Source organism: Paenibacillus sp. FSL R7-0302 (assembly GCF_038006885.1).
Classification (GTDB): Bacteria; Bacillota; Bacilli; order Paenibacillales; family Paenibacillaceae; genus Paenibacillus_AQ.
Window position 1 is genome coordinate 4,211,115 of sequence record NZ_JBBOWB010000001.1, and the last position, 23,296, is coordinate 4,234,410.

Sequence of the window (23,296 nt, forward strand, 5' to 3'; positions counted from 1 at the left end):
CTGGCGCGGGCCCGGACTACAGCTACATGGTTACTTCTTTTTTGCCGGAGAGCTTGAAGAACAGCAGCAGGGACAGTACAGTGATCGCCGTCAGCAGTGTCGATAAGGCAGCAGCCACACCATAATTGCCGCGTACTACCTCAGTATAGACCGCTACGGTCATCGTCCGGGTCTTCCCTGTATACAGAATAATCGAGGTGCTAAGCTCTGTAATAATGCTGATCCAGCTGATAATTGCCCCGGCGAATACCCCGGAGATCATCATCGGCACTGTAATCTTGAAGAACGTCCGCAAGGTAGAGGCTCCGAGACTGATCGCCGCCTCCTCTATGCTGTCATTCACCTGATGGAGCACAGCAGCACTGGAGCGGATCGTATAAGGCAGACGCCGGATGACAAAAGCAGCAATCAGAATCACGGCGGTGCCGCTCAGCACCAGTGGTTCTTTATTGAAGGTCACGAGCAGGGCTATCCCCAGAATCGAGCCCGGTACGATATAAGGCAGCATCGTGAAGGTATCGAGAACATTCGCTGCCGCACCTTTGCGTTTCACCGTTACATAGGCGATCAGCACCGCTGCCAGCGTAATGATCACAATCGTGATACTGGCCATCATGAAGGTGTTGTAGATCGCATCTCCCACTTTGGAGAAGGCCGCCCGGTAGCTGTCCAGCGAATAACCGTCGACGAATATTTTGCCGGAGGTCTTCAGAAAGGAGGTATAGGCAACATAGACCTGAGGCATCAGCGCCAGTAACGTGAACAGATACACATAGGCGTGGGCCGCCAGATTGGCCGCACCCTTCAGCTTCTTCGGTTCAATCGGATTCAGCGCACTCATGCTGTACGACTTCCGGTTCGCCACGTACTTCTGGAGCAGGAATACTGCGACCGCGAACAACACAACAATCACACTGATTGCCGCAGCAAAGCCGTCATCTCCCCCGACTTCACTGATGAATTCGTTGAAAATCAGGACAGGCACCGTCCGGTACCCTTCACCGATCAGCATCGGTGTGCCGAAATCCGCGAACGCCCGCATGAAGACAAGCAGTCCTCCGGCAAGAAGGGTCGGCGTAATCAGGGGCACGAGTATTTTCCACATTTTGCGCAGCCCCGTACAGTTCATACTCTCCGCCGCTTCCATCAGGGAGTTGTCCACATTCTTCAGCGCCCCTGATACATACATGAAGATCAGCGGAGACAACTGAAGCGTCAGTACCAGCAGAATGCCGGAGAAACCGTAAATATCTGGCATCGTGAACCCGAAGACCCGGGACATGAAGGCAGTGATCACCCCGCTGCGTCCGAGCAGCAGAATCCAGGCATACGCCCCGATAAACGGAGCGGACATGGAGGAGATCAGAATCAGAATCCGCACCGCAGCGCTGCCTTTGATTCTGGCAATCGTCATAATGTAGGCCAGCGGCCCAGCAACCAGGATAGACAGCAGGGTAACACTCACTGTAACCTTGATGCTGTTCCACACTGCGTTCATATAATAAGCCTTGCTGAAGAATTTATGGAAGTAGGCGAGTGAGAACTCTCCGGTGTTACCGTCGAAGAAGCTTTTTATCAATAGCATGAACAAGGGCAGAGCCAGGAATACCAGATATCCGGCAAAAATAACAAAGGTAATCAGCGACCAGATGTCCCAACGCTTCATCCGGCCGCTCATAGCCGAATCCCCCGGTTCAGATTGCGTTCCCCGGATTGATCGTAGACATTGACCGATTCCGGGAGAATGGCAAGCGTCACCTGCTGTCCGATCTCCACCGCCTGAGTGGAAGCAGACTGCTGGATGACCTCCACCTCCTGCCCGTTCTCAAGCGCCACCACCAGGTGGGTGTTCAGCCCCAGGAACACATTGTTCACCACAGTTCCCGTGAGACCTGTCCCGTCTTCAGCCAGTACGAATTCCTCCGGCCGGACCGAGAGCTTCACCTCTGCCGTTGCAGCAGATATAAATTCCTCCTGAAGCCCCGGGATTTCCAGTGAATAACTGTTGCCCACACGAATAACCGCGCTGCCTCCGGCTCCGCTCTCCAGCTTCGCCGCAATAACATTGGTCCGCCCGATGAAGGTGGCGACGAACAGATTGGCCGGACGCTGATAGATATCCCGCGGTGTTCCCACCTGCTGGATGATACCGGACTTCATCACCGCGATCCGGTCGGATACCGCCATCGCCTCTTCCTGATCATGCGTGACGTAGACTGTCGTAATTCCCACCTCACGCTGGATACGCTTGATAGCGTTACGCATATCCACGCGGAGCTGCGCATCCAGATTGGACAGCGGCTCATCCATCAGCAGCACATCGGGATTAATGACGATAGCACGGGCAAGGGCTACGCGCTGCTGCTGCCCGCCTGACAGATTTTTTGGCATTCTGTTCTTGTAAATTTCAATCTGCACCGTATCCAGAATCTCTGCGACTCTGCGCTGCCGCTCCTCCTTGCCCACTTTACGGTTCTCCAGCCCGAAGGCTACATTCTCCGACACGCTTAGATGGGGAAAAATGGCGTAATTCTGAAAGACCATTCCGATGTTCCGTTTGCCCGGAGGGACGTTGTTCATGACTTTATCGTTGAAGCCGAGATCCCCGCCTTCAATACTGTTGAAGCCAGCCACCATCCGCAGCAGTGTCGTCTTCCCGCAGCCTGAAGGACCCAAGAGGGTGAAGAACTCACCCTTTTGGATGTTCAGGGACAGCTCGGGGATTACGGTGGTGTCGCCATATTTTTTGACAATATTCTTGAAGGATATTGTAACGCTCATGTTGCACACCCGCCTTCTCTCTATTTAGCTGCTCAGTAGCTTGGATTATTTAGCAATACTCGTAAACAACTCGTTATAACGTTCCACAATCGCCGCCTTATTCTCAGCAACATAAGCCACATCCTCATCGATTACCTTGATCTGGTCCATCGGTGTCATGAAGTCTGCGATTACCGCATCCGAGCGTAACGGACGGTTCGTGGTCTCTTGTCCCAGTGCATCCTGTCCTTCTTTGGAAATGAGGAAGTCAATGAACTTCTTGGCGTTCTCCTGATTCGGCGAGCCCTTGACCACTCCCGCTACCGCATCCAGAAATACCGCGCCCTCTTCGGGGTACACTACCTTGACCGGGGCACCGTCTCTGACATAGCTGACTGCCGGATCTTCGTATGTCAAAGCCACCACATATTCGCCGTCTGCGACGCTCTTGTGCGCTTTACTGGAGCCGCCTGCAATTTTGCCATCCAGATTCTCCAGCAGCTTAGCTACATACTCCCAGCCTGCCTCTGAGGTATAATCGCCGCCCATCGCTCTGAGCATATTCGTCAATTGGGCAAATGCCGAACTGGAGTTGGCCGGGTCCGCCATGGCAATCTTGCCCTTCAGCGCCGGATTAAGCAGATCCGCATAGCCCTTAATCGGAATGTCGCCTGCCAGATTCGTATTCACCAGCAGCACACTTCCGTCAGAGACATAAGAGGTCATGATCCCTGTCGTATTCGTGTGTCCCTGCAACAGATCCTTATCATTAGAAGACACATATTCCTCGAACAGGTCCGCATTATCATTGAACAGGGCGAAAGCTCCGCCGAACATAACGTCCGCGTACGGGTTTGTTTTCTCTGACTGAATCCGCTTGATAAGCTCACCGCTGCCCGCCGATACCAGCTCTACGGTAACGCCTGTCTGCTTCTCAAAGGCCGGAATAAGTGCGTTAATCATCGCTTCACTATTAGGGGTATAGACTACCAGCTTATTCGTGCTGCCGCCCGCCGCGCCTTCATTCGCTTTGTTTCCTCCGCACGCCGAGAGCACAACCACCATCATTGTCATAATAAGTGACACCTTCAACCACTTTTTCATTTTCATTCACCCCTTATTTGGATATAGGTCTATTTTAGCAGCTTGAAATTTCATTAAAATCCTATTATTCGACAAAATCATCTAAAATGCGCAACTAAAATAACGATTTGCGTTATGTTAACTGACATTAAAACAAAATGGAAATCGTTTTATAACTTTTTGCCGGATACTGAAACCCGCAGTATTTCGAGGCCCGGATGTCCCGGATTGTCATCAACTTCGCTATTGACCATCTTAACCGAAACAAACGGGTGACTTACATGGAGGATCACTCGCAGAGCGATACCGGTGATGAGCATGCAGTTCCACTGGAAGAGAAGCTGGATCTTTACCAGGCTTTTGACAGACTAATTGCAGCTCCAGATGAAATCCCCTCTATACACCTGATGGGCGATCGCTCATGGTTACGGACTTATATGTAATGTATGTGTCATTTATATGTTTTGTATAATCACATAAAATTAATTTTCATTAAATTTTTATGCATATTTATGAATTTATTTTACATAAAAGTAAAATTATCATTTTGACAATTATGAAAAATGTCATATATACTTACACAGAGATCAAATTAAGAGGAGGTCACTTATGAATCTTATGCACAAAAGAAGTCTAAGTCTCTTTACCGCTCTGTTGGTTCTCTTCATCATGTTATCCTTCCCATCTATCACGAAGGCCGCCGAAGTCACCACACCCGGGAGAATCATTCCGAATGTCGTAGTGGTCGGTGTCGGAGGAACCATTACCTCCACTTCTCCTTCCAGAGAGCTGTTTCAGACGTACGGCACGCCAAAGGTACCCATTAATGATATTATCCAAAGACTACAGCCCGAGCTATCCAAAATAGCCAATGTCACCAGTACAGAGCTAAGCAATATCAGCTCTGCGCAAACCACCTCCAAGGACTTATACAACCTTACCATCGCTATCGACAAGGAACTGGCCAACCCGGCTGTTCATGCTGTAGTTGTTACTACCGGCACCAACATCATGGAAGAGCTGGCTTACTGGACTGATCTCACTGTCCGCAGTCCCAAGCCTGTTATCTTCACCGGGTCCATGCGACAATCCAATACGATCTCCTTCGACGGAGAAGCTAATCTGCTGAATGCCATCCGGCTGGCTGCAAGTCAGAAAACCACTTACTATGGTACAGTTCTGATGATGAATGATGAGTTCTTTGCAGCCAGAGAAGTTACCAAGACGGATGCGCTGCGTCTGGATACCTTCGGCGGGGGCCGCTACGGCGCTCTGGGGACGGTAGATGAGAACCGGATTCGTGCGGTTCGTGCACCGGCCCGCGTCAAGGATGCCGGAACCGAGAAGTGGAAAACTCCTTTTGATCTCAGTACGATCCAGCCGGAGGATCTGGCTAAGGTTGATGTTGTATACAGCTATACGGAAGCCTCCGCAACCCCCATTACTGCCTTGGCTGATGAAGGGGTTAAGGGGATCGTAACTGCGGGTCACGGTGCCGGAGGCATCTCCACCGCACAGCAGGCAGCCCGTACAGCGGCTATCGAGAAGGGTGTCTTATTCGTAAGCGCTACGCGAGCAGGCTCAGGGGCAGTATACGACACCGGAGCCAAAGGTATCATCGGTGCAGGCGATTTACTCCCGCAGAAGGCAAGAATCCTGCTTCAGCTGGGTCTTACCTTCTCCAAGGACCAGGAGCAGATCCGTCAGTGGTTCTCTACCATTGGAATGCCGGATTACGATATGAGCAAATAAGACAACAAAAGATAAGCGGAGGCCCCCGGCCTCCGCTTTCTGCTGCTTAATGCTTCTACGCCTGCCCGCCACGCATCAGCCTACATCCTTATATCTCAATCTGCGGATCGACCAGACCGATAGAACTACGAGGTACACTCCATTCATCAGGAAGAATAGCAGATTCTCCATAGCCGTCAGTCCGCGCTGGGTAAGCACGCCCATGCCAATGGTCAGCAGCGAATATGGGAACAGCAGCCCCAGCTTCAGCACATACAGGCCCAGCCCCACAAAAACCGCACACAGGCTGATTCCGACTGGTGTGGCAAAGCTGCGGATACGGATGGACAACCCGAGCTGCAGAGCGGCAATGCTCAGCGAAGCTACCCAGCCGCGAAGGGTCCAGATCACCATTTCCAGCGGAAAAGGCCCGCTAAAGGCGAGCATCTGCCCAGCAGTCCAGTACAATAATAGAAACATGCCCTGCGCTCCCGCAATCAGCACGCCGACAATAACAAGCTTGGCTATAAAGAGACTGGTTATGGATACTGGAGCAGCCAGGATCATGTTCCAGTTCCGGTTCACATGCTCCAGCCTGCAGACAAAGGCGCAGCAGATGGCAATCAGAATCGGCAGGAAGAACTCTCCATAAAATAAGCTTACCTGAGTCCATAAGCTATACCACTCTCCCTGCAAGGCCTCCCGGTTCATTACAAAATTAGCACAGCCGATCATCAGGCTGACCACAGGCAGACTGACCAGTACCAGTCCCATCCGCGAGCGGCGCAGCTTGGGCCATTCGGCAGCAACACTTCTAAGCATACGTTCTCCTCCTTAGACCGATTGTTTCGAGACATGGGTATTCCCGGCAACATACAGAACCAGTGTCAGTATCAGAGCTGCACTTAACTGAATCAGAGGCATGCTTCCGGTAACATAAGTTCCTGATGAAGCCTTATACACATAAGTCACCGGACTGAGATCCAGATAATAGGACCAGACGACCAACTGCCGGACAGCGGCAGGGAACAAGCTTGCGGTCGTCCCCAGGAACCCGCCCAGCATGCCAAGACACAGGGCAAATGCCTGATTCTTCACCGCCAGCGATATCCATTGCTGCATCGCAATAATCAGCAGACTGGCAATCAGAGTACCCGCAGTGAACTGCAGCAGCAGGCCTGCCGGAAGCGGTTCTGTGAGTCTATGGAACATGCCGAAGCCGGCAATAAAAACAACCTGGGCCAGAATGCCGTAGAGGATCAGACTTCCGGCACAGACGAATTTGGCGGCATAGACCGCCTGGCGTCCGACAGAAGTGGTCATCAGCATTTTCCAGGTATCCCCTTTATGCTCCATGTCGCAAATCCTTGATACCACAATCGCCGACAGAATCGGCAGGAACAGCCCGTTCATGGACGAGAGGCTAAAAATCAGCGCTTCCCAGGTGGCATTGTCCGCACTCCGCGAGATCGAGATGCTCATGGACATGGCCGCCCACCCCAGCTCGGCGGCCAGAAAGAGCGTCAGCATCGCCCATACCTTTCTCCGCCGGATTTTGTAATATTCGAGCAACAAGGCCTTCATCACAGGCTCCGCTCCTTTCCGGTGAGATCCAGGAAGATATCCTCCAGACTCTGCCTGAATTCCACGATCCGGCTCACAGCAATCTGCCCGGACACCAGAATCTCATTGACCCGGGCCACCTCAGCGTCCGGCATGGCGCTGAACACCAGCTGCTGCTCCTGCATTCTGGGCCTATACCCGTACTCCGACAGTATCCGGACTGCCCGGACGGGATCATCGATCCGAAAGTGAACGGCCGCCCGGTTCTGCGCCTGAAGTGCAGCCATCGCCCCCTGGAACAGCAGCTTGCCGTCACTGATGATGCCAACCGATGTAGCAGTCTGCTCAATCTCCGACAACAGGTGGCTGGATACCACAATCGTCATGTCATACTGGGCAGGCAAGGATTTAATCAGCTCCCGGATCTCTCCGATCCCCGCAGGATCGAGTCCATTCGTAGGCTCGTCCAGAATCAGCAGACTCGGGAAAGCCAGCAAGGCCATAGCCAGACCCAGACGCTGCTTCATTCCGAGTGAATACTGCCCGGCAGGCTTGTGCCGGTGATTGTCCAGCCGGACAATCTGCAGTACCTTATCAATATTTTTGGCAGGCAGGCTGCGCAGCCGCTGCATGACTCTCAGATTCTCAAGGCCCGTCAGATGTCCGTAATAGGAAGGCGACTCAATCAGCGAACCCGTCCGGTTCAGAATCTCCAGCCGGTGGTTCCGCAGCTCTTGCCCGAACAGCTTAACGGTTCCTTGGGTGGGTTGCACCAGTCCCAGCAGCATCTTAAGCGTAGTCGTCTTCCCTGCTCCGTTCGGACCAAGGAAGCCAAAAATCTCTCCCTGCTGCACCTTCAGATTTACCTGATCCACCCGGGGCGTTCCCCCATAGATCTTGGTCAATTGCTGTGTCTCGATAATTGGTTGAATGTTCATAGGTTCCATTTCAGCTCCATTTCTCTCAAGTCGGCTCTTGCTTCCTAGCATAGAGGCCTTCCCTTGCTCCAGGCTGAAGATAACCTTACGCCTACCTTAAATACACCGGTTCCTCCCATTCTTCACTGCCTGATCGTGTATACTGATTCATGGGTGATGACGATTGAATACGATGAAGAACCGCAAAATAATGATCGTTGAGGACGAGCCAAAAATACGTGAGATGATCGAGCTCTTTTTACGAAAAGAAGGGTATTACCGCATATATGCGGCTGGAGATTATAGCAGTGCCCTCGCCATGTGCCGCCAGGAAAAACCGGATATCGCCATTCTCGATGTGATGCTGCCGGACGGAGACGGGTTCTCGCTTCTCTCCGCCATACGAACCTTCTCTGATATGCCGGTACTCTTCCTGTCGGCACGCGGTGAAGATGAGGACCGCCTGCTGGGGCTGGGCCTTGGGGCAGACGACTATATCGTCAAGCCCTTTCTGCCGAGGGAGCTAATGCTGCGTCTGACGGCTGTGCTGAAGCGGGTATATGCGCCCTCCGTTCCGGAGCGGCTTCCTGTCTTCAGGTCGGGGGAACAGGTGGTGGATCTGGACAGCGCTGTAGTACGAAGAGACAGCCAGGAGCTGCCCCTGACGGCTAAGGAGCACGCCATTCTGGTTAAGCTCTATGAGAACCGCGGCCGGATTGTGACCAGCGATGCTCTCTGCCTGGCGGTATGGGGAGATGACAGCTACGGGTATGAGAATACCTTAATGGTACATATCCGGCGTATCCGCGAGAAGATCGAAGCCGACCCTTCGAAGCCGGTGCAATTGCTCACGGTCAGAGGGCTGGGCTATAAGCTCATAGTGCAGGAGGCGCTCTAATGGACAGTGCGGTCCGGATTTTACGCAAATTCGTAGGCTCCACCCTGCTGGTCTCTGCTCTCCTGCTCCTGTTCAATCTGATTCTGCTCGGCTTGCTAATCTTCAAGGAGACCCATCAGGAGGCTTCGCCGGAGAAGGTCGTAAGGGAAATATCCTCCGATCTGCAAGGGTCAGACGGCAAGTACTCCCTGAATCCCAAGGCGGCCGCGCTGCTTCAGCAGAACCGGGCCTGGGCCATGCTGCTGGATGCCGGAGGCAAGGTAACGTGGAGTGAGCAGCTGCCGCCGGAGGTTCCGCGCGCTTACAACATCGTAGAGGTGGCGAAGTTCTCACGCTACTACTTGCTGGAATATCCTGTGTATATCTGGGAGCACCCGGAAGGACTTATTGTCGTAGGCTATCCTAAATATTCATATGAAAAATATCAGCTCGGATACCTGACGGACTGGCTGCGCTCCCTTCCCTTAAGAGTGCTGCTGCTCCTGATCTGCAATGCGGTACTGGCCGTGGCCCTCTCCTTGTTCATCGGCACCCGGCTGATCCGCAATATCCGGCCCCTGATCAACAGCATTCATGCCCTGGCCAAAGACAAGCCGGTTAACCTGGAGACTGCCGGACTCTTCAGTGATTTGTCCGAGAGCATTAATTCGGCTTCCGCTACCCTGCAGACCCGGAGCGCGCAGCTGAAATCACGGGATGAAGCCCGCTCCAACTGGATCGCCGGGATCTCCCATGACATCCGTACCCCGCTCTCGATGATCCTGGGCTACGCGAGCAATCTGGAGGAACAAGACAACCTGACCGGAGAGCAACGCCAGCAGGCTGCCATCATCCGCCGCCAAGGCGAGCAGCTAAGGTCGCTGGTGAGCGACTTGAACCTCGTCTCTATGCTGGAGTATGACATGCAACCGTTGCAGCTTAAGCCGGTACGCTTATCCGCTCTGGCCCGGACCGTGGTATCCGACTTCATGAATAACGGCCTGGAGGAGCGGTATACACTGGATCTGTGCATTATGGATGAGAGCCTGCAAGTGATGGGAGATGAGAAGTTGCTCTACCGTGCAGTAAGCAATCTGGTCCAGAACAGCATCCGGCATAACCCGGATGGGTGCCGGATTGTGGTTAGCATCCTCCGCAGCGAGGAAGACTCCTGTTTCGCCTTGTCCGTATCGGACAATGGTCAGGGTGTTCCGTCAGAGCTTTTGCCGGAGCTGGTCCTGCTGCCGTACTCCGGGAAGCGGACCCGCCCCGTCCGGCAGGGCCACGGGCTTGGCCTTCCGATGGTCGCCCGCATTGCCGAAGCCCATAAGGGCAAGCTTGTTCTGGAGAGCAGCGCCGGCCACGGACTGCGGGCCACCCTGCGTTTTCCCCCTTTGGCGTGAAGACGGATTGACAGCGAATGGAAGAGCCTCTTGCGGCGCAAGAGGTTCTTTCATTTAGGCTAAAATCCTCTCTCCAAGATTCCCCATTTTCTGCTATGCTAATAGAAATCCAAAGTAGAAGCAGGAGGCGCGCAATAGAATGGATGCATTTCAATACGAGCTTACATCTGAGACAGCTATCAACTTGAGATATGAGTATGGGGGTGAATATTTTACATTCAACCTGTTCCGGGATGACAGCGGGTGGGTGCTGCATCCGTTTGACGGGATGCTGCTGAGGAATCAGGCAATGTGTACGCTGGTTGCGCAGGAGCTGTTCAAGCACAAGCCTTTTCAGGTGATGCTGGCCAAGGAAGGGATTCTGTTCACTGACATACGCTCCACCGTCAATCTGGATAATGTCAGCGCGCCGGTTGCCGCACGCAATGAACGCGAGTCACGCGGTAATCCTGCAGACGATCTGATGGAATTCGTTCAGCAGCACTCGATTGAAGAGGTAATTGACTACGAATGCAAGCTGGTGGGGAGCCGTATCTCCTTTTACCAAGAAATTCTACAGCGCATGTTCATGGACAACCTGGGCCCCTCGGACCCCGAGTTCCAGAAGATACAGGATATTGTACGGATCTACGAGCAATCCCTGGAGCGCCTGACGGATCTGAATGGTCCCAATCTGGATGCCGGAAGCCGGGGCAGATTCTGAGTCTGCCACCCGCACTTATACAAGCTTGAACTACTCATAGGAAAGGCTGGTTCTCATGACACTTGAGCTTATCAAGGGGCAAAAATGCAGCTTAACCAAAGACAATCCTCTCCTCGGCCGCATCATCGTAGGCATGGGCTGGAATGAAGCAAGGGCTGGGGTCGAGATTGATTTCTCCGTATTTTTACTTACCGCGTCGCAGAAGGTTGCAACAGAGAAGGATCTTATTTTCTATGGCAATCCTGCGGCCCCGGACCAGTCTGTAGTGATATTGCCGCCCGCGCAACGAGTCCATAGCGGACCCGCTGACGATACACAAATTGCTATAGAGCTTAGTCTAATTCCTGCGGAGGTTGAGCGGATTGCCTTCGCCCTGACGATCTATGAGGCGGAATCAAGACAGCAGAGCTTCTCGCTGCTCTCCGATCCCTATCTGCGCATTATGAACGCTGCGGATGGAACGGAGCTCCTCCAGTACCGCCTGGGCGGCGGTTATTCCGTGGAGACTGCCATTGTGGCAGGGGAGATCTACAGATATCAGAACGAATGGAAATTCAGCGCGGTCGGCTCCGGTTATGCGGGAGGCTTAGCCGCGCTCTGCCACAGCTACGGAATACAGGTCAAGGACATCCTGCCCGTTGTTCAAGCTTCCAGAGCAGCCGAACCTGCCCGCAACTCCCCCTTTGTTCTTCCGGAGCTGCGGTCACGGCCTAAGCCGGTCGATTCATTGCCTCCCGCAGCACCACCCGCTCCTTCCGCTTCGCCCTTGAACCCGGACACCATCGTTCTCAAGCGGCACGGGGAGACCCTCCGTCTCCAGCAGGGAGCAGGAGCCTCAGGAGAGATTCTTATCAATCTTAACTGGCTTCAGACTCCATCCTCCGGGTGGTTCGGAAGCAGGGGCATTGACCTGGACCTCGGCTGCCTGTTTGAGCTGAAGAACGGCCTGAAGGGTACGGTCCAGGCGCTTGGCGAATCGTTCGGCAGCTTGAACCGCCCGCCTTACATCTCGCTGGACGGGGATGACCGCACCGGCTCTATCGCCACTGGCGAGAACCTGCGGATTAACGGCCATCACCTGTCCGAGATCAGCCGGATCGTCATCTTTGCTTTTATCTATGAAGGCGTTACGAACTGGTCACAAGCCGGCGCCGTTATAACCATCAGCCAGCAGGGCGGGCCGGAGATCAAGGTGCAGCTGGACGAGCATAACAACGATAAGGGAATGTGCGCCATCGCCATGCTTCGCAGCAAGCAGGACGGAAGCTTCAGCGTGGAACGGCTTGTGGAGTATTTCAGCGGACACGAGGAGCTGGACCAGCGTTACCACTGGAATCTGCGGTGGGAGTTGGGGAGTAAGTAGGGGGCAAGTAGGGGGCAAGTAGCGGCCAGCACGATCAGGAACAACGTCCCCTGGCGGGCGGGTGATACCGCCGATAGCGCTGATCCACCTTCTGCCGGACCAATGTAATCGGTTTTTCGATTACATTGGGCTCACTCGCCCCACGCTGGCCCAATGTGGTCGGTTTTTCGATTACATTGGGCCCACGTGCTCCACGCTGGCCCAATGTGGTCGGTTTTTCGATTACATTGGGCTCACTCGCTCCACGCCAGACCAATGTGGTCGGTTTTTCGATTACATTGGGCCCACTCGCTCCACGCCAGACCAATGTGGTCGGTTTTTCGATTACATTGGGCTCACTCGCCTCACACTGGCCCAATGTGGTCGGTTTTTCGATTACATTGGGCCCACGTGCTCTCGCTTCATCCGCACACAAAAAAGCCCTTCCCCGTCAAAGACGGATGGAAGGGCTTTTTTGCTGTAATTATTTTATTCTGCAGAATGATCTACAGAAGCTGCCTGGATGCTGCCGAATGCCCAGTAGCCAGCCGGAACATCTGTCCATTTCTGGACTGCGCTGGTCAGCGGAGCGATCCCAAGGGCACGGTTAACGATGGTTACGGCTTCCGCACGCGTTAACGTCTGGTCTGGACGGAACGTGCCGTCTTCGTAGCCTGTGATGATGCCTGCCTGGGACATCTGCTCAACAGCTGCCTGAGCCCAGTGTCCGGCAATATCAATGAAGCCGGCCGCTTGGGTTTGAGCGCTTGTAATCAAGCGGGACAAGATCGTCGCCATTTCAGCTCTTGTAATCGTCTGGTTAGGCTTGAAGCTGCCGCCCCCATAACCTTTCATGATGCCGCTTCGCGTCACTTGACCGATTGCATCTGCAGCCCAGTGTCCGGCAGGAACATCGGAATACGCAACACCAGCAGTGACTGCGGACTGGCTGAAGGTGCGGGCAATGATGCTGGCCGCTTCTGCCCGGGTGATGCTATTCCCCGGCTTGAAGGTGCCATCGGTATACCCCGTCATATACGCCTTCAGTTGTGCCGCTGGATCTTGCGCAAGAACTACGGTAAATGTACTGAATTTGCTGATACTGAATTGAATGCCTGACTTTCCGGTCTGGCCGAAAGGTACGATCTCACCCTTGACCAATTCTTTGGTGCCGTCGCTGTGCTGGATAAAGACCGCCAGGGCCTTCAGTTGCTCCGCTGTTAACGAACTGTTGCTAAGCGGCAATACCAGGGTAACCGGACGGCTCTGCAGATTGGTCTCAATCGTTACCGGACGGCTTACCAGCGTAACTGTTGCACCGCGGGATACACTCTGTACCTGTGCTTTGGCAAGCGCTTCTACCTCTGCGCTCTGCTGCGATGTCTTCAGTGGAACGAGGTTGAAATAAATATCTGTACCAAATCCAGCCATCGAGCTGCCCGGCACCTTCACCTCAGCATTCACTGTGAATAGATCCAGCGTGATCTGATTATCAGCAAATTGCTTGTTGGAAGCTGCCGGAATCGTCAATCTGGTTCCCGCAACCTCATCCTTCTGATCCGGTACGATGATTCTTGCAATACTCGAACCCGCAGCCTTAAGCTCATTAACCGCGCGGATGGCTTGTTCCAATGTGAACGTAAGGGTATCACTCTTCACACCGTTCGCATCCTTGGTGCGGGTAATGATAACGGAGGATACCATGGAGCCTTGAGCAGCCCCGTTTTCAACGTTTGCGTTAATACTTTCTGTCTGAGGACTTGGTGTTGGAACCGGAGCCGGTGCTCCCCCGCCTGATCCTGAGCCGCCGCCCGGTGCCGGTGTAGGAGGATCAGTTGGCGTGACCGGTACAGGAACTGCCGAGAAGCTCCAGACCTTACTATCCGCAAGTCCTGCATAGCTGTTACCTGATTCATCTGTAAAAGCACCTGCCTTAATCAACACATAATAGCTGCCGCCCTGCTTAAGCAGACCGTTCGTGTTGATGCTGACGGTTGAGTTCGCAATCGAAACTAGCGCCTTATCGTCCGCTTTAATCGACTTAACGACCTCACCATTCTCTGCATTAACAAGCTCAATATTGGCATTTCCAGCTAACACATTCTCGTTAAAGGTCAATATGAGTGCAGTAGATACAGGTACATGCGTTGCATTACCTGCCGGACTGTAAGATGTTACTACCGGGGCTGCTGTATCTGGGGCACTGGTGGTCACAAACCGCCAGGCGTTAATGCCTGCAATGCCGGTATAGCTGTTGCCTGCGAGATCTGTAAATGATCCTTCGGAAATACGTACAAAGTAACTCGTCCCATGCTCCAGGTTATCCGCCGGATTGATGGTTACGACATTGTTCAGGATCGTTATCATGTCCGAAAGGGCAGGAATCGTCACGACCGGATGAATGTCATCGGTGCTGCGGAAAATCTCAATGGTACCCGCTGCCGCCCGTACATTTTCGCTGAAGGTCAGAACCAGATTCGCATTCACTGCCACTTCGGTGGCCCACGGCTCCGGCGAATACGTAATCACCGTAGGCGAGATCCGATCCGGTGCATCTGTGGTTGTGAATTGCCAGATTGTGCTCTCCGCATTGCCCGCATAGCTGTTGCCTGCGAGATCAGTAAATGCTCCGGCTCCAATCTGTACATAGTAGCTCACACCATACTTCAGATCATCCGTAGGGTTAATCGTCACTACATTGCTATGAATAGTTACATTCCCGGAAGCCGCAGGAATCGTCGCTGCCGGTGCATGATTCGCACTATTGTAGATTACGATATTGCCTTCCCCTGCTTTTACATTCTCGCTGAAGGTAAGTTCCAGATTAGTCCCAATAGCTACACCTGTTGCACCATTCGCAGGTGAGTACGCGTTTAACACAGGTGCAGTTGTATCCGGCGCAGCCGGGGTGGTGAACTGCCAGGTAGTATCGTCTGCGATACCGGAGTAGAAGTTACCGGATAGATCTGCGAAAGCATCGCCTGTAATTCTTACATAGTAGCTTGTACCATACTCCAGATGTTGAGCCAGATGGATTGTTGCTTTATTGTTCAGAATGATTGCATCACTGGCAGCAATAGTAGCTACCGCTTTGTCGGAGTCAGGGCTGTAGATCTTAATGCTGCCTTCCCCTGCCACTACATTCTCGCTGAAAGCAAGCTCCAGGTTAGCTCCGATAGCTACCTCTGTTGCCCCATTCTCAGGCGAGTATGTGCTTACGATGGGTGCCGTCTTATCGGGTTCGCTGGTGGTACTAAAGCGCCAGGTTGTATCGTTAGTGATACCCGCATAGCTGTTGCCCGCCATATCCGCAAATGCATTGTTCTCAATCTGTACATAGTAGGTTGTACTGTAATCAAGGTCAGCCTCCAGATTGATCGTTACTACGTTGGCGTCAATAATGACTTGCATAGAATCGGCAGGAATCGTGACCGGTGGAGCACTGCTGTTCGTGCTGTTGTAAATTTTAATATTGCCTTCCGATCTCTGTACATCCTCGTTGAAAATAAAGCTCAGGTTAGTGCCAATCTCTACATTCTTTGCTCCATTCTCAGGAGTAAACCCGCTTGCCACCGGCGGTGTTGTATCAGGCGCTTCGGCGGTTGTGAAGCTCCAAGTGTCCTTATCCGAGATACCCGTATAAGAGTTAGAGTTTTCTGCCAGATCTTTGAAAGCTCCGTCACTAATGATTACATAGTAGGTTGTACCATATTCCAGTTTTGCATAAGGATCAATCGTTACCACCTTATCAAGAACTGCAACATCATCAAGCTGAATGACTTCTACCGGATTAACTTCATCCGTACTTTTGTAAATCAGAATGTTGCCGCTATCCTTCGTCACAGGCTCATCGAACGTAAGCGTCAGATTCGATTCAATATCAACCCCTGTCGCCCCTGGCACAGGAGAATAATCGATAACGGTTGGAGCGGTCTCATCTCCTGGTCCAGCTAGTGTCGTGAAGCTCCAATCACCCGCTGCGATCGCTGCATTGCCGCTTCCACCATTAGTGAAAACATCCGCGTCAATTGTTACGGCATATTTCGTACCTTGATCGAAATTCTTACCCGGATTAACCGTTACAGTATTGGTAGCTGGATTTACCGTTACTCTGCTGGTGTCATCCGCCGGGATGATTTCAACCGGAGCGGACAGATCCGCAGCCTTGAATATTTTAATATTAAAGTCGTCTCCAGTGGCTGCCGTCACCGGCTGATTAAACATCAGCTCCAGGTTTGCATCTACTGCTACATCGGTATCATCATTTCCCGGAGTCAGACTGAGCACCCGCGGAATGTTTGGAACGGCATTGGACTCAATGATCCCACCAGTTATACCCACAGCGATAAAGCGGTTATGGTTCTGATTAAATGCGATTCCATTAAGGGTTGTAGTCACACCTGTATTTTCAGGCTTCCAATTCTGCCCCATATCACTAGTAGAGAAAACCTTACCGCCGTCTCCTGCGGCCATAAATACCCCGTTCCCGGAAGCCACTCCGTTCAGATTCACTTTAGAATCCAGGGTCTGCTCAACGCCTTTTTTACTTTCCGGAGAGATAATAATGGTTCCCGACGCCCCGACAGCCATGAACATGCCACCGCCGAAGCTGATGCCCTTTAAATTTTCGGTAGTTTTACGTGTTACCGGGGTCCACTCAAGTCCATCCTCGGAAATTACCACCGTACCGTTATCGCCCACTGCTACAAACGTACCGTTGCCGTAAGCCACAGCGTTCAGATTCTCAGTAGTGTCTGAGGATACTATATACCAGTCAGGATCGTTATCATTTTTTATCATGATAAATCCTGAATCGCCAACTAGAACTAATGTTTCATCGCCGTAACTGACTCCATTCCAGTTCATACCGAAGGATCCATCGGAGGGTGTCCAGGACACGCCATCTGGTGACGTTAGGACTATCCCATTGTCACCGACTGCAACATATTCGCCATCTGTACCCGTATGGATAATATCGTTCAAATTCTCGGTCACACCTGATTCGCGGTCTGTCCAGGTCATGGAGCTGCTTAATGCACCAATTTCTCCTCCATTGCCCACCATTACTGTACCGGTGCCTATTGCTACTGCATTTAATGTAATTCCGCCTGGCGCCGTATCGAGAGACAACCAGCTTGCCGCACCATTGTCTGTCGAACCCGCATATACCGGAAAGGCTCCGGTCCAAACTAAGCTGATCACGAGTAACAACGAGAAATATTTTTTCAATCCCTTACCCTTAAACAATGTATCGCTCCCCCTTGTTCATTCATCCTGTGCTATATTGCAAATTCTGCTGGAGTGTAGCACCTGCCCCCTTAGAAATTTCATATCTGGGCTCCATTCTAGCAGACAGCTCTAAACAAACTCTTAACAATTCTCGACAAAAACCGATTCACCAGGACCTAATTGGGGTATAGCTCTAAAAAAAATGAAAAAACAGCGATTTTCTAACCACTTATCAAAAAAATTGTCTAAACCAAAAAAAGCGCACGGAGCTTTCGCTCACATGCGCAATTGTGGTTATATCTCCTCGAAAATCCCCTTGGCAACCAGTATCGCCGATGCGGCACGCGGCCAGCCTGCATAAAAGGCGAGATGAGTCATGGCCTCGATCAATTCTTCCTCGGATAGACCGTTGTCCAGGGCCAGACGGATATGAAAGGGTAACTGTTCGGTAAGCCCGCCGGCAACCAGGGCCGATATCGTCAGGAGACTGCGTTCCCGAAGCGATAACTGTTCCCTTCTCCATACCTCCCCGAAGAGCACCTCCTCCGAATAACGCGCGAACGAAGGAGCAATATCTCCGAAGGCCTCATGGGCATTCGATGCAATTTTCCGATGCTTCATTCCAAAACCTCCATTTCCTTCAAGGATCATTCATTCAATCATCTGAGCGATGCCATTGCCAAACGTCCAATCCTCGAATTCTGTATCGACCAGTACGACGAAGACGTCTTCTTTCCTGATGCCCAGGGTGCTCGACAACATTTCGGCCAACTTGCTGTAAAAGCCCTTTTTCTGCTCCTTGCTTCTCCCGGATTTCAGCGTAATTTGAATAAAGAGCAACCCATCACTCCGCTCTATGTTTAAGTAATTCGGACTGTAATAAAATCCGCTAGCTTTATGGGCATGAAATACCTGAAAGAAATCATCTGGCGGCACGTTAAAATGCTCCACGAGAGCACTCATAATTTCACGGCTAATGATGGGCAGCTGTTGGTCATCATATTTGTTCTCCAAGTAACTGACTCTGACAAAAGGCATGTCACTTCACTCCTTTACTGGTGTAACTTCATTGTACTCTCCGCCTCTTATTCTGTATAATTGAATTAAATGATATAATAATTCAATTTATCCGATGGAGATATCTGCTAATGGACCTAAAAGAACTAACTACATTTCAAACTATCCTGCAAGAAGGAAACTTCTCTAAAGCCGCCGCCAAACTGAACTACGCGCAGTCCACAATCACCAATCAGGTTCAACGTCTGGAGAAGGAACTGGGCATCAAGCTGTTCAAACGGGGCTGGGACTCTGAGCTTACAGCTTCGGGGCGGATATTTGCCGCTGAGATCGATAGTCTGATTCGGCATTGGACCTATGTTGCGGGTCAGGCCAAGGCTCTGCAAAAAGAAGAGATCGGTACGCTTAGTATCGGCGGGCTGGAAATGTTGACGGAGCATGTACTGCCAAAGTCGCTTCTTCGCTTCATGGAGCATAAGCCTAATGTATCCTGCCATTTTGTGATCGGTAACACCGCTTCGCTCTCGCATGCACTGCTTCAGAATCAATTGGATTTTGCCATCTGTGGAGAGCCTGTTGACCTATCTTCGTATCACTTCGAACCCTTGTATCAGGAGCGGATATCTTTTATCGCAGGGAACAACCACACTTTGGCCGCAAAAGATGAGATCACTTTCGAGGAATTGCTTGGTTATCCAATCATTGCCGGGGGAGCTACCTGTCTATATCATTCCCAATTAGCGAAGCATTTCTCCCGGTACACCGACACTCCTTTTCTGCATACAGTAAGTCAAATCTCCGCCATTGCGGGCTTCGTCCGGCAAATCCCTTCTATCGGAGCCGTCCTCGAATCTACGCCGTTACCGCCGAATGTCGTAAGACTTCATGTTGAGCTGAAGAACGCCGCCATTCCCGTAGGTCTGCTGCAATCACGCAATGTTGAGTATCATTCCTCATCCAAGAAGCTTTTAATGCAATTTGTAAAAGAGGAGCTGGAGTCCTGTCCACGATTAAGGCAGGTAGAGTAACGGGGATGCGAGCAGCACTGCAGTGATAAAAACGAGCTGAATCCCTATGCGGACTGGTAATTTCGGAACCGGCTTGCCGCCAATCGTCAACTGAGTGCGTGCTGCATAGATATTGGCGGGGAGCATGGCAATCAGCAGCACAATCAGGCACACGGCAGCGGCCAAGGAAACAGCTGGCAGCAATAATCCAATAGCCCCGGCGATCTCCAGCATTCCGGTAACCGTCACAATCCATTCCTTCCTTGGAAAAAGGGGTGGTACCATTCTCACCAGATCAGCCCGCCGCCGTCCCCAGTGAGCCGAAGCACCCAGAAGCAGCATAATGGCTACGGCCCACTGAAGGGCGGTTTGCCAGTCATTCCAATATGTCAAGCCCAGGAGACCCATCCCCCGGAACAGCAAAAAGGATGCGATAAGCGCGATAAAAGGAACCATTGTATACTCCTCCTTCACCATTAATTCTTCAGGATACCCGCCATAAAGCCGGCTACCTCTTTCGCTGACAGGGACTCGGAAGAGGCGCGCATGGAGGTGCGTACCCGCAGACCCAGCGACAGCAGGACGAACAGCTCCGCCGTCTCATCAGGATTAACGCTGTCTTTGATCACGCCGTACTTTTGCCCCGTGATAATCCACTGTCTGGAGACTGACACCGACCGCTCATGAAAATGCTCAAGTACCTCCGCTACCGCCGGTTCATTCTCCTTGCCCAGCAGATATAGGAGCACCTTGTTGGTCGCTTCATGGCTGTCCTCAAGACCAGCCAGACTTCTGGCAATGGCCAGCATCGGCCCGTCAAAAGCTTTATCCGGACTGCCTGCCACCTCCTCCTCAAAACGATTATTCACAGCGTCAAGCCGCTCCTCCAGCACCCAGGCAAAAATCTCATCCTTACTCTTCACGTAATGAAATATAGCCCCCTTCGACAATTGCGATTGCTCCATAATATCCTTCAAAGTGATGGCATGACAGCTCTTATCCCGCAGCAGCTGCTTGGTAGCCTCCAGCAGCTGCCGGATCGTCTGCTCCCGCCGGTCTGCGTTCTTCATCGCTATTCTCCTCTTCTGCCTTGCATAGTTTAGATTAGATTAAATTAGAATATGATTACTGTTGATTATACATACCGACCGTCGGTTTGTAAATTGGTGTGTAAATAAAAAAAGGCTCGGAATGTTCCGGATAACGCGGATTAATTCCTCCATCATTTCTCCGGCTACCGCACCCGTGATTTTAATACCTGTCCGATCTGGATCTTATATCCAGTTATGCCTCTTCATCCTCTTCGTCTTCATCATCATCAAAATCTCCATGTTGATCCGGTGCCTCTCCCTCGATCTCCGTAATCAAAGGCAGCTTTTGTCCCGGCTTCACTTCTGTCTCTCCCAGATATTGAACAATCATTCTCCACTCATCGCCATAATCGAATAAGAGGAGCAGCTTATGTTTGGGGGTATTCGTAACTGCCGCAAGATCCTACAGCGATGCCTTTGCAGATATTGCAATCCTCCGGGTAGACCGTCCACGCACCGGTTAAATCAAATCGAATGCCTTTGCAAAAGCATCAAGGTCATCAATGATAAACAAATCACTACTATATTTACCGGGCCACACAGCATATAATGTTGTTTCTTTGCTCGAAACCCTATTATATATCTCCAGAATCTTTAGTCTATCTGACTTATTCTTATGATAAACCTGCGATACATCACCACCTCCACCCACTTCAAAATAACAAATGGTACTTGCACTATATGGAAAGTTTTCGGCTCCCTTAGCACTTCTCATCATTAACAATCCTTTCGGTTTGCCATAAGTTATAATACTTCTGATGAAGCTCTCAGATATCTCGTTGGTTCAAGCACCTTAAAGATTAATAAGGGGAATACCAAACTCATCACCAACAAAGCTCATATCATGATCACGTGAAACTAATCCAAGATGATACTCTGTTGCAGTTGCGATAATTAAAGCATCAGGCGTTTTAAGTTTTCGCCCTTTCTCACGCTGTTTTCTTCTTAAATCCCCAGCTTTTTGTGCAATTAGCGAGGTAACATCCAGACATCTCCGCGAATTAAATAATTTAATTCCCTTCAAACGTAATTCAGTGCTTAGGCCGCTGAATACTTCACATTCGGTAATGACTGAAAAATAGATATTCATTTTATCTTCTTTGGCTTGACGGGCAAAAGACATGGCGTCAGGTTCCCCTGCCAAAAATGCGATAGCAATGTTGGTATCAATTAAATAACCTTTTATCAATTCCACTCTTCTTCACGCATTCTCCGAACCTCATCGGACAGTTCTTTTGCTTCGTTAGGGGTCAGCATACCTGCGGATTCAAGGATATCGTCAATTGAATAATCATCTTCAACTTCGATGGTGTCATTATCAAGATTTATTTTAACTTTACTCTGGGTGATATTCATTTTTTCTAGAATCGAACGTAACTCGCGAGCCGTTTGTTTATCCATTCTTTTTGGCACAGACATGTCTTATTTCAGCCTCCTATGAGGGTTTAAGGGTAGTATAACATGCAGACATTAAATAAAAAAAGAAAGTTGGTGTTATATCGCCTAGAATCAAAGTATATAGATATCAGGAAAAATATGCTCTCTAGTTGTTGAAGGTTGTGGATGCATAGCAAAAGAACGACATCTCTGCCGTTCTTCATGTGATGGACTCTCAGGGGCTCGAACCCTGGACAAATAGATTAAGAGTCTACTGCTCTACCAACTGAGCTAAGAGTCCGTATGAAATTGGTGGAGCCAAGGGGGATCGAACCCCTGACCTCATCGCTGCCAGCGATGCGCTCTCCCAGCTGAGCTATGGCCCCATATTTTTACAATTTTGCCAATTTAGAATTACATTATGTATTCTAAAATCTAATCTTAGAGATAAGCTCAAGCCGCTTATTCATCAATGTGTTTCGTAGGCGACTTCTATATAATACAGAAATCTGCTTTCAGTGTCAACACTTTTTCGAAATTATTTTTGAGGACAAACGCCCTACCCGGGAACTGGCCCTATAACCCCAGAGCCAGCCCCGCTACCCCAATCAAACCCCTCTACTCCCTCCACCTACAACCCGTCCAGCTCCTCCGTGTTCTTGGACAGCAGTCCCTTCAGTTCCTTCATGAACATGTTAATGTCCTTGAACTGACGGTACACGGACGCGAAGCGGACGTAGGCTACCTCATCTACAGGGTAGAGCTGCTCCATGACCAGCTCGCCGATCTGGCGGCTCTCGATCTCGGCGAGGGCGATGCCGCGCAGGCTTTTCTCCACCTCGGATACGATGACCTCCAGGCGCTCAACAGGAACCGGACGCTTCTCGCAGGCACGGATCAGGCCACGGAGGATTTTGTCACGGCTGAACTCTTCACGGCTGCCGCCTTTTTTGATCACAATCAGGGGGGTCTCTTCAATCATCTCGAAGGTGGTGAAACGGCGGCTGCACAGCTCGCATTCCCGCCTGCGGCGGATGGACTTATTCTCATTGGCCGGGCGCGAGTCCAGGACTTTGGTGTTGGTGTGGTCGCAGTAAGGACATTTCATAAGCTTCTTCACTTCCTCATCATTAGAATGGTCAGGCCCCGCCCCTTGATACACAAGGGCTATGCGGGCATCATTTAATTTCCAGAAA

23 protein-coding genes and 2 tRNA genes are annotated in these 23,296 nt (G+C 51.3%); 6 read left to right on the forward strand and 19 right to left on the reverse strand.

Going from position 1 to position 23,296, the window contains the following annotated elements:
* Positions 1-22: 22 nt before the first annotated feature.
* Genes MKY96_RS18295 through MKY96_RS18305 form a run of 3 tightly spaced genes read right to left on the reverse strand, consistent with a single transcriptional unit; the run spans position 23 to position 3,864 of the window.
* Positions 23-1,678 (reverse strand): ABC transporter permease, encoded by a 1,656-nt coding sequence (locus MKY96_RS18295; RefSeq protein ID WP_340942171.1) that lies wholly within the window; start codon positions 1,676-1,678, stop codon positions 23-25.
* Entirely contained in the window at positions 1,675-2,781 is a 1,107-nt protein-coding gene (locus tag MKY96_RS18300; protein ID WP_340942173.1) for an ABC transporter ATP-binding protein, read from the reverse strand. Before MKY96_RS18300 ends, MKY96_RS18295 begins: the two co-directional genes overlap by 4 nt.
* 45 nt (positions 2,782-2,826) lie before the next feature.
* The gene (locus MKY96_RS18305; protein ID WP_340942175.1) at positions 2,827-3,864 is read right to left on the reverse strand and encodes an ABC transporter substrate-binding protein; all 1,038 of its coding nucleotides are present in this window, start codon (positions 3,862-3,864) and stop codon (positions 2,827-2,829) included.
* Between the two features lie 588 nt (positions 3,865-4,452).
* Here MKY96_RS18305 and MKY96_RS18310 point away from each other — a divergent pair.
* The gene (locus MKY96_RS18310; protein ID WP_340942176.1) at positions 4,453-5,595 is read left to right on the forward strand and encodes an asparaginase; all 1,143 of its coding nucleotides are present in this window, start codon (positions 4,453-4,455) and stop codon (positions 5,593-5,595) included.
* A 75-nt stretch (positions 5,596-5,670) separates the two neighbouring features.
* On the opposite strand, the gene MKY96_RS18315 is transcribed toward MKY96_RS18310, so the two are convergent.
* The 3 genes from MKY96_RS18315 to MKY96_RS18325 are packed head-to-tail and all read right to left on the reverse strand — an operon-like array spanning position 5,671 to position 8,075.
* A complete protein-coding gene (locus MKY96_RS18315) occupies positions 5,671-6,396 on the reverse strand; it encodes an ABC transporter permease (RefSeq protein WP_340942177.1) in 726 nt (241 codons plus the stop codon).
* A 12-nt stretch (positions 6,397-6,408) separates the two neighbouring features.
* The gene (locus MKY96_RS18320) at positions 6,409-7,161 is read right to left on the reverse strand and encodes an ABC transporter permease (protein ID WP_445671448.1); all 753 of its coding nucleotides are present in this window, start codon (positions 7,159-7,161) and stop codon (positions 6,409-6,411) included.
* Entirely contained in the window at positions 7,158-8,075 is a 918-nt protein-coding gene (locus MKY96_RS18325) for an ABC transporter ATP-binding protein (protein WP_340942178.1), read from the reverse strand. The genes MKY96_RS18320 and MKY96_RS18325 overlap by 4 nt, the downstream gene beginning before the upstream one ends.
* 172 nt (positions 8,076-8,247) lie before the next feature.
* Between MKY96_RS18325 and MKY96_RS18330 the strand changes: the two genes are divergently transcribed.
* From MKY96_RS18330 to MKY96_RS18345, 4 genes are all read left to right on the forward strand, one after another.
* Positions 8,248-8,952 carry a response regulator transcription factor gene (locus MKY96_RS18330; protein WP_445671488.1) on the forward strand — a complete coding sequence of 235 codons (705 nt, stop codon included), beginning with the start codon at positions 8,248-8,250 and terminating at the stop codon, positions 8,950-8,952.
* Positions 8,952-10,334: a sensor histidine kinase gene (locus MKY96_RS18335; RefSeq protein ID WP_340942181.1), complete on the forward strand. Its 1,383-nt coding sequence runs from the start codon at positions 8,952-8,954 to the stop codon at positions 10,332-10,334. The genes MKY96_RS18330 and MKY96_RS18335 overlap by 1 nt, the downstream gene beginning before the upstream one ends.
* A gap of 139 nt (positions 10,335-10,473) precedes the next feature.
* Positions 10,474-11,037 carry a hypothetical protein gene (locus MKY96_RS18340; RefSeq protein WP_209874654.1) on the forward strand — a complete coding sequence of 188 codons (564 nt, stop codon included), beginning with the start codon at positions 10,474-10,476 and terminating at the stop codon, positions 11,035-11,037.
* A gap of 55 nt (positions 11,038-11,092) precedes the next feature.
* Complete coding sequence (locus MKY96_RS18345) at positions 11,093-12,400, forward strand: TerD family protein (protein ID WP_340942184.1); 1,308 nt, start codon at positions 11,093-11,095, stop codon at positions 12,398-12,400.
* A gap of 34 nt (positions 12,401-12,434) precedes the next feature.
* On the opposite strand, the gene MKY96_RS18350 is transcribed toward MKY96_RS18345, so the two are convergent.
* The 4 genes from MKY96_RS18350 to MKY96_RS18365 form a co-directional block, all read right to left on the reverse strand.
* A complete protein-coding gene (locus MKY96_RS18350) occupies positions 12,435-12,815 on the reverse strand; it encodes a hypothetical protein (protein ID WP_340942186.1) in 381 nt (126 codons plus the stop codon).
* A 53-nt stretch (positions 12,816-12,868) separates the two neighbouring features.
* Positions 12,869-17,581, reverse strand: a complete 4,713-nt coding sequence (locus tag MKY96_RS18355; protein WP_340942188.1) for an Ig-like domain-containing protein — start codon at positions 17,579-17,581, stop codon at positions 12,869-12,871.
* Between the two features lie 321 nt (positions 17,582-17,902).
* Positions 17,903-18,229, reverse strand: coding sequence for a carboxymuconolactone decarboxylase family protein (locus MKY96_RS18360; protein ID WP_340942190.1), 327 nt, complete (start codon positions 18,227-18,229; stop codon positions 17,903-17,905).
* A 30-nt stretch (positions 18,230-18,259) separates the two neighbouring features.
* Entirely contained in the window at positions 18,260-18,646 is a 387-nt protein-coding gene (locus MKY96_RS18365) for a tautomerase family protein (protein WP_340942192.1), read from the reverse strand.
* 110 nt (positions 18,647-18,756) lie between these two features.
* On the opposite strand from MKY96_RS18365, the gene MKY96_RS18370 reads away from it, so the two are divergent.
* The gene (locus MKY96_RS18370) at positions 18,757-19,653 is read left to right on the forward strand and encodes a LysR family transcriptional regulator (RefSeq protein WP_340942195.1); all 897 of its coding nucleotides are present in this window, start codon (positions 18,757-18,759) and stop codon (positions 19,651-19,653) included.
* On the opposite strand, the gene MKY96_RS18375 is transcribed toward MKY96_RS18370, so the two are convergent.
* The 9 genes from MKY96_RS18375 to nrdR all read right to left on the reverse strand — a co-directional run bounded on the left by MKY96_RS18375 (position 19,636) and on the right by nrdR (position 23,208).
* Positions 19,636-20,088, reverse strand: a complete 453-nt coding sequence (locus tag MKY96_RS18375) for a DoxX family protein (RefSeq protein ID WP_340942198.1) — start codon at positions 20,086-20,088, stop codon at positions 19,636-19,638. The two genes, MKY96_RS18370 and MKY96_RS18375, sit on opposite strands and share 18 nt — an antisense overlap.
* A 20-nt stretch (positions 20,089-20,108) precedes the next feature.
* On the reverse strand, positions 20,109-20,702 hold the full coding sequence (locus MKY96_RS18380) for a TetR/AcrR family transcriptional regulator (protein WP_076085127.1): 594 nt from the start codon (positions 20,700-20,702) through the stop codon (positions 20,109-20,111).
* Between the two features lie 214 nt (positions 20,703-20,916).
* Positions 20,917-21,054, reverse strand: a complete 138-nt coding sequence (locus MKY96_RS18385; RefSeq protein ID WP_340942202.1) for a hypothetical protein — start codon at positions 21,052-21,054, stop codon at positions 20,917-20,919.
* Between the two features lie 129 nt (positions 21,055-21,183).
* Positions 21,184-21,438, reverse strand: a complete 255-nt coding sequence (locus MKY96_RS18390; protein ID WP_340942204.1) for a hypothetical protein — start codon at positions 21,436-21,438, stop codon at positions 21,184-21,186.
* 78 nt (positions 21,439-21,516) lie between these two features.
* On the reverse strand, positions 21,517-21,918 hold the full coding sequence (locus MKY96_RS18395; protein ID WP_340942207.1) for a PIN domain-containing protein: 402 nt from the start codon (positions 21,916-21,918) through the stop codon (positions 21,517-21,519).
* Positions 21,909-22,142, reverse strand: coding sequence for a hypothetical protein (locus tag MKY96_RS18400; protein WP_340942209.1), 234 nt, complete (start codon positions 22,140-22,142; stop codon positions 21,909-21,911). Before MKY96_RS18400 ends, MKY96_RS18395 begins: the two co-directional genes overlap by 10 nt.
* 186 nt (positions 22,143-22,328) lie before the next feature.
* Positions 22,329-22,401: transfer RNA gene (locus tag MKY96_RS18405), tRNA-Lys, on the reverse strand.
* A gap of 9 nt (positions 22,402-22,410) precedes the next feature.
* Positions 22,411-22,486, reverse strand: a tRNA-Ala gene (locus MKY96_RS18410).
* A 245-nt stretch (positions 22,487-22,731) separates the two neighbouring features.
* Positions 22,732-23,208: a transcriptional regulator NrdR gene (gene nrdR, locus MKY96_RS18415; RefSeq protein ID WP_036695870.1), complete on the reverse strand. Its 477-nt coding sequence runs from the start codon at positions 23,206-23,208 to the stop codon at positions 22,732-22,734.
* Positions 23,209-23,296 lie beyond the last annotated feature (88 nt).